Consider the following 5,288-nt stretch of genomic DNA (forward strand, 5'->3'; position numbering starts at 1 on the left):
AGAGTGCTCACCAAAAATGTGAAGAATTTCCCGGTAGATATCGTACTGCTGGAACTGAAAAAAGGCGCCCACCGCTCACAAACCGTAAAAACAGACGCCTACGAGTATAAGTATATTATTAAAGGCACTGTCGAATACCTGATCGACAATGAAAAATATATCCTGGAAGAAGGCGATTCCCTCTTCTTCGACGGCCGGCTCGGACATAAACCCCGCAACATAGGCCAGGACAACGCACAGATCCTGGTGCTGTATTTCTTCCTCGACAGTGATAAATAAAGGTTACAAATACTTAACATTGAATTTAGTATAGCTTAACATTCCGGTCACATAGGATCTTAAACTTTGCATGTAAATAATTTACCCAAACCTACTTTTACATGCAATCAAATCTACTCCGGGCGCTCAAAAGGCAGCTATATGCCATGCTATTGCCGCTATTCGCCACCCTATCTGTACATGCCCAGCAGGCCATCACAGGAAAAGTTATAGCCGGCGATGATCGCCAACCGGTGATCGGAGCCACCGTTAAGGTAAAAGGAGCCAACCGCGGCGCCGTTACGGATGCTACCGGCAGCTTTACCATCTCCGCAGCCGGCACCGATGTACTCCAGGTTAGTTTTATTGGCTTCCTTCCGCAGGAATATCCCCTGAAAGGAGCCTCAGATGTAACTATCGCCCTTCAGCCGGATAAAAAAGCGCTGGATGAAGTGGTAGTAACGGCACTGGGTATACGAAAAGAAGTAAAAAAGGTAGGTTATGCAGTACAGGAAGTAAAAGGGGCAGACCTGATCAAAGCCAGGGAACCTAACCCGGTAAATGGCCTGGCAGGTAAAGTGGCCGGCCTCACGGTAGGCGCTTCTGCTGAACTGTTGTCGGCCCCGCTGGTACTGCTCCGTGGCAGTAACATTGGTTTGTATGTGGTAGACGGAGTACCCATTAACTCCGATACCTGGAATATTTCCCCGGATGATATTGAAAGCTATACTGTCCTGAAAGGAGTAACTGCTTCCGCCCTTTATGGTTCCCGTGGCCTCAATGGCGCTATCATGATCACCACCAAAAAAGGGACGAAAGATAAACGCGGCCTGTCTATTGATTTTAACTCCAGTACCATGTTCGAAAAAGGATTCAATGCCATCCCTAAAGTACAGGATGAATACGGTCCCGGCGACCATGGTAAATATGCTTTTGTAGACGGTAAAGGCGGCGGTACCAACGATGGCGACTACGACGTATGGGGCCCCAAATTCGAAGGCCAGCTCATCCCACAGTACGACAGCCCCGTAGATCCGGCTACCGGCAAACGCACCGGTACCCCCTGGATTGCACGCGGCAAAAATAACCTGCAGCGCTTCCTGCAAACAGGGATGCTGAGCACCAACAATATCGCCGTATCGTCTCACACGGAAAAAGCTGATCTCCGCTTCTCCCTGTCACATTCCTATCAGAAAGGAATTGTGCCTAACACGTCACTGAACATCACTAATTTCAATATCTCCGCAGGTTATAACTTCAACTCCCGGTTAAGATTAGATGCTTACATGAATTACAACCGCCAGTATTCAAACAATTTCCCGGATGTAACCTATGGCCCCAACAGTATTATTTATAACACCCTTATATGGGCGGGCGCCGATTGGAGCATGGACGACATGCGCAACTACTGGCAGCCCGGCAAAGAAGGAATACAGTCCATTTACGCGGAATACCAACGCTATCATAACCCCTGGTTTATGACCTACGAATGGCTGCGCGGCCATTACAAAACAGATATCAATGGTTATGCAAAACTGAACTATAAGATCAATGACAAGCTGGAACTGCTGGCCCGTACACAAATCACCTCCTACGACCTGATGAGGAATGAGAAAGTGCCTTTCTCCGCTCACCCGTATGGCCGTGAAGAAGGTAAAGGCGATTACCGGGAAGACAAACGCAGCATGTTTGAAAATAACACCGATGTATTGTTGTCTTACACCAACACTTTCCGTCAGATAGGTATCCATGCCTCCGTAGGTGGTAATGCCCGTTCTTACCGGTATAACTCCAGCTATGTTTCTACCGGTTACCTGAATGCTCCGGGATGGTACGGATTTGCCAACAGCCGGGATCCTTTGTTTGCTACCAACTACTACGCGCCTATGCTGGTACTGAGTGCTTATGGTTATTTAGATATTGACCTGGGGAAATATGCTACAGTTTCCTTAACCAATCGTATCGACAAAGCCTCTAACCTGCCTGTCCGGAACAATGTTTATTCCTACCCGTCTGTTGCAGTGAGCACGGTGTTGTCCGACTATATACAACTGCCGGAAGTAGTATCTTTCCTGAAACTGCGGGGTTCCTATGCCAACGTAAAAGGAGGCTTCACACAGGCTACCATTGGCGCTACACCGCTGGCCACTTACCCGCTGGGATATGGTTCTGAATACCAGTCGTCTTATGATGGCCCTATCTATAATACTTCTTTCTATAATGTTTCACCGGTGTACCAAAACCAGGCAGGCGCTTATATCTCCCAAACTATTGCCAATCCCGATCTGAAACCTTTTGCAAGTAAAGCAGTAGAAGCCGGTGTAGATATCCGCTTCCTGAAAAACCGTATAGGCATTGACGGTACTTACTTTACCAGTCAGAATGGTCCGCAGATCTACGATGTCATTATTCCCAGCGCTACCGGTTATGCAAAGAACCGTATCAATGGGGTGAATACCCGTAAAACCGGTTACGAGGTAACTTTGAATGGCAGCCCGGTTAGAAATCCCAATGGCCTTAACTGGAACATTACCGCCAACTGGTCTACCTTCCAGGAAAAATATACGAAGATCTATGACGGGGAAGATAAGCTGAACGCCTTTGTAGGCGTGGGCGACCGGGTAGATAAGATCTATGGAGATAAATTTGTAAGAACGCCCGACGGGCAGATTATTAACGGCGCCGATGGTCGCCCGGTAGTGAACCCAACACAACAATTCCTCGGAAATGCCAGCGCCGATTGGGTTTGGGGCGTTAATAACAGCTTCAGCTACAAAGGTATCAGCCTTAGCTTCCAGTTCGATGGCCGCGTAGGTGGTAACATGATCGACTATATCCAGCAGCAAACTTTCCGTGGCGGACGCAACATCCTCACCACGCAGGGTGCAATGGGAGAGGCCCGTTACCAGGATTATAAAGGTATAAAATCCTACCTGGGCCAGGGCGTAGTGATAAGCAACAACGTACCTATTCAATACGACAACAACGGTAATGTAACCAACTACGATAAGCTGCAGTATGAACCTAATACTACCAAAACATTCCTGCAGGATTATATCAGTGTGTACTACAGAACCAACGAAGCAAACCTGATCAGTAAAACATTTGCAAAACTCCGCGAGGTAACCATTGGCTACGCATTGCCGCAAACCTTGCTGAGAGGAACTTTCATCAGATCGGCCAATATTTCCTTTGTAGGCAGGAACCTGCTCTACTTTGCTAAAAATAAGGATGTAGACCTCGACCAGTATCCGGGTGCGGACCAGGGCGCTTCTACCCTCCAAACCCCTACTACGAAGAGATATGGATTTAACATCAACCTCAGCTTCTGATCTGTCATTTTAAAACAATGTATTGTATGAAATCTTTCAAAATATTAACCTTCATTGCTTTAACAGGTGCTGTGATCAGTAGCTGTAACAAGAAGTATGACGACTACGCCATTAACACCAATAAGCCTTCGCAAACCCCGCCCAGTCTTGTGCTGGGAGGCGTGCTGGCAGATATGAACTCAGACAAGCCCTGGAGCAATGTAATGCGCTGGAACCAGTTCGATTGCTGTAACTATAACTATTATGGCGATCAGCGCTACGATTGGGGAGGAGCAGACCTGAACAGTTACTACAGCATGACGAATGTACAGCAGATGGAATCGGAAGCCACCCGTTTAGGCGGCCAGGCAGTGAATCCCTATAGTGCATTAGGTAAGTTTTTCCGTGCCTGGTTCTTTTACCGCATGACTAACCTGGTAGGCGATCTGCCAATGAAAAGCGCATTGCTGGGTAAAGAAGACCTGACACCGGCATATGATGAACAGAAGCAGGTTTTTGTACAGATCCTCCAGTGGCTGGAGGAAGCCAATACACAGCTGGGACAACAAATCGCCAATCCCGATAAAAGCAACACTGCAGAAGGACAATTACTGAAAGGCGATTTTTACTACGGGAATGACCTGGGTAAATGGCAGCGTGCCGTGAATACTTTCCGTTTGCGTGTACTCATTACCTTAAGTAAGAAAACAGCCGATGCAGATCTGAAAGTGGTTCAGCAGTTTAAGGATATTGTTAGTAATCCTTCCAAATATCCTTTGCTTGAATCTTCTGATCAGAACCTGCAGTTTATTTACAATAACATCAACAAGTATCCGTCTAACCCCGATAACCTGGGCTTTGATGCCACGAGGTATAATATGTCGGCTACTTATCTGAATACATTGGTATCGCTCAATGATCCGCGTGCTTATATTACCGCGGAACCGGCTACGGAGCAGGTGAATAAGCTGCATAAATCGCCGGCTGATATCACTGCTTATGTAGGTGCGGCTTCCGGTGAGAGCCTGGATAATATGTCGTCGAAAATGTCGAATGTGGATACCGCCGTATATTCCGTACGCAGCCGCAGCCGTTACTACAGCAATTATGCAGCCGAACCGGGTGTGCTGCTTGGCTTCCCGGAACTGTGCTTTAACCTGGCGGAAGCAGCTAACCGTGGCTGGATTGAGGCCGATGCAGAAACCTGGTACAAGAAAGGCATCAAGGCGTCTTTAAGTTTTTATGGTGTTCCGGCGGAAGCAGCAGGATCCATAATAAAAACGTATAATGGTCAGCGTTATGAAGTACCATTTGATTTTGAGAACAGCTATTACAAACAGGCCAGCGTGAAGTATAAAGGCAACAATGCGCAGGGGCTTGCACAGATCCTCACACAGAAGTACCTGGCATTCTTTGAAAACTCCGGCTGGCAGGCCTACATCAACTGGAGAAGAACAGGCGTGCCCACTTTCAGTGTAGGCTCGGGCACCGGCAACAGCGGCGTTATTCCCAAACGCTTCAAGTATCCTGATTCCGACCGCTCCTCCAACACCATCAACTGGACCGCCGCCCTCAAAAACCAGTTCGGCGGCAGTACAGACGATATCAATGCGGATATGTGGCTGCTTAAATAGTGCGCTTGTGGCCTTCGGCCACTTAAATTGTCTCGGAGCAGGATTAGGATGATTATGCTGATTTCGCTGATTTTCCTGCCGTTTG

The 5,288-nt window shown here is 47.7% G+C and carries 3 protein-coding genes; all 3 read left to right on the plus strand.

All coding sequences use genetic code 11. From position 1 onward, the window contains the following. On the plus strand, positions 1–279 hold a 279-nt coding region (locus VN105_RS18005; RefSeq protein WP_325642917.1), incomplete at its 5' end, for a cupin domain-containing protein. Positions 280–380: 101 nt separating this feature from the next. Beyond that, entirely contained in the window at positions 381–3,590 is a 3,210-nt protein-coding gene (locus VN105_RS18010; RefSeq protein WP_325642918.1) for a SusC/RagA family TonB-linked outer membrane protein, read from the plus strand. A 26-nt stretch (positions 3,591–3,616) separates the two neighbouring features. Next, positions 3,617–5,203, plus strand: a complete 1,587-nt coding sequence (locus tag VN105_RS18015) for a SusD/RagB family nutrient-binding outer membrane lipoprotein (protein WP_325642919.1) — start codon at positions 3,617–3,619, stop codon at positions 5,201–5,203. Positions 5,204–5,288 lie beyond the last annotated feature (85 nt).

Source organism: Chitinophaga sp. (genome assembly GCF_035564935.1).
Classification (GTDB): Bacteria; Bacteroidota; Bacteroidia; order Chitinophagales; family Chitinophagaceae; genus Chitinophaga.

Excerpts from the sequence above, each read along its gene's own strand:
- VN105_RS18010 (WP_325642918.1), top strand. The coding sequence starts at position 381 with ATGCAATCAAATCTACTCCGGGCGCTCAAAAGGCAGCTATATGCCATG.
- VN105_RS18015 (WP_325642919.1), top strand. The coding sequence starts at position 3,617 with ATGAAATCTTTCAAAATATTAACCTTCATTGCTTTAACAGGTGCTGTG.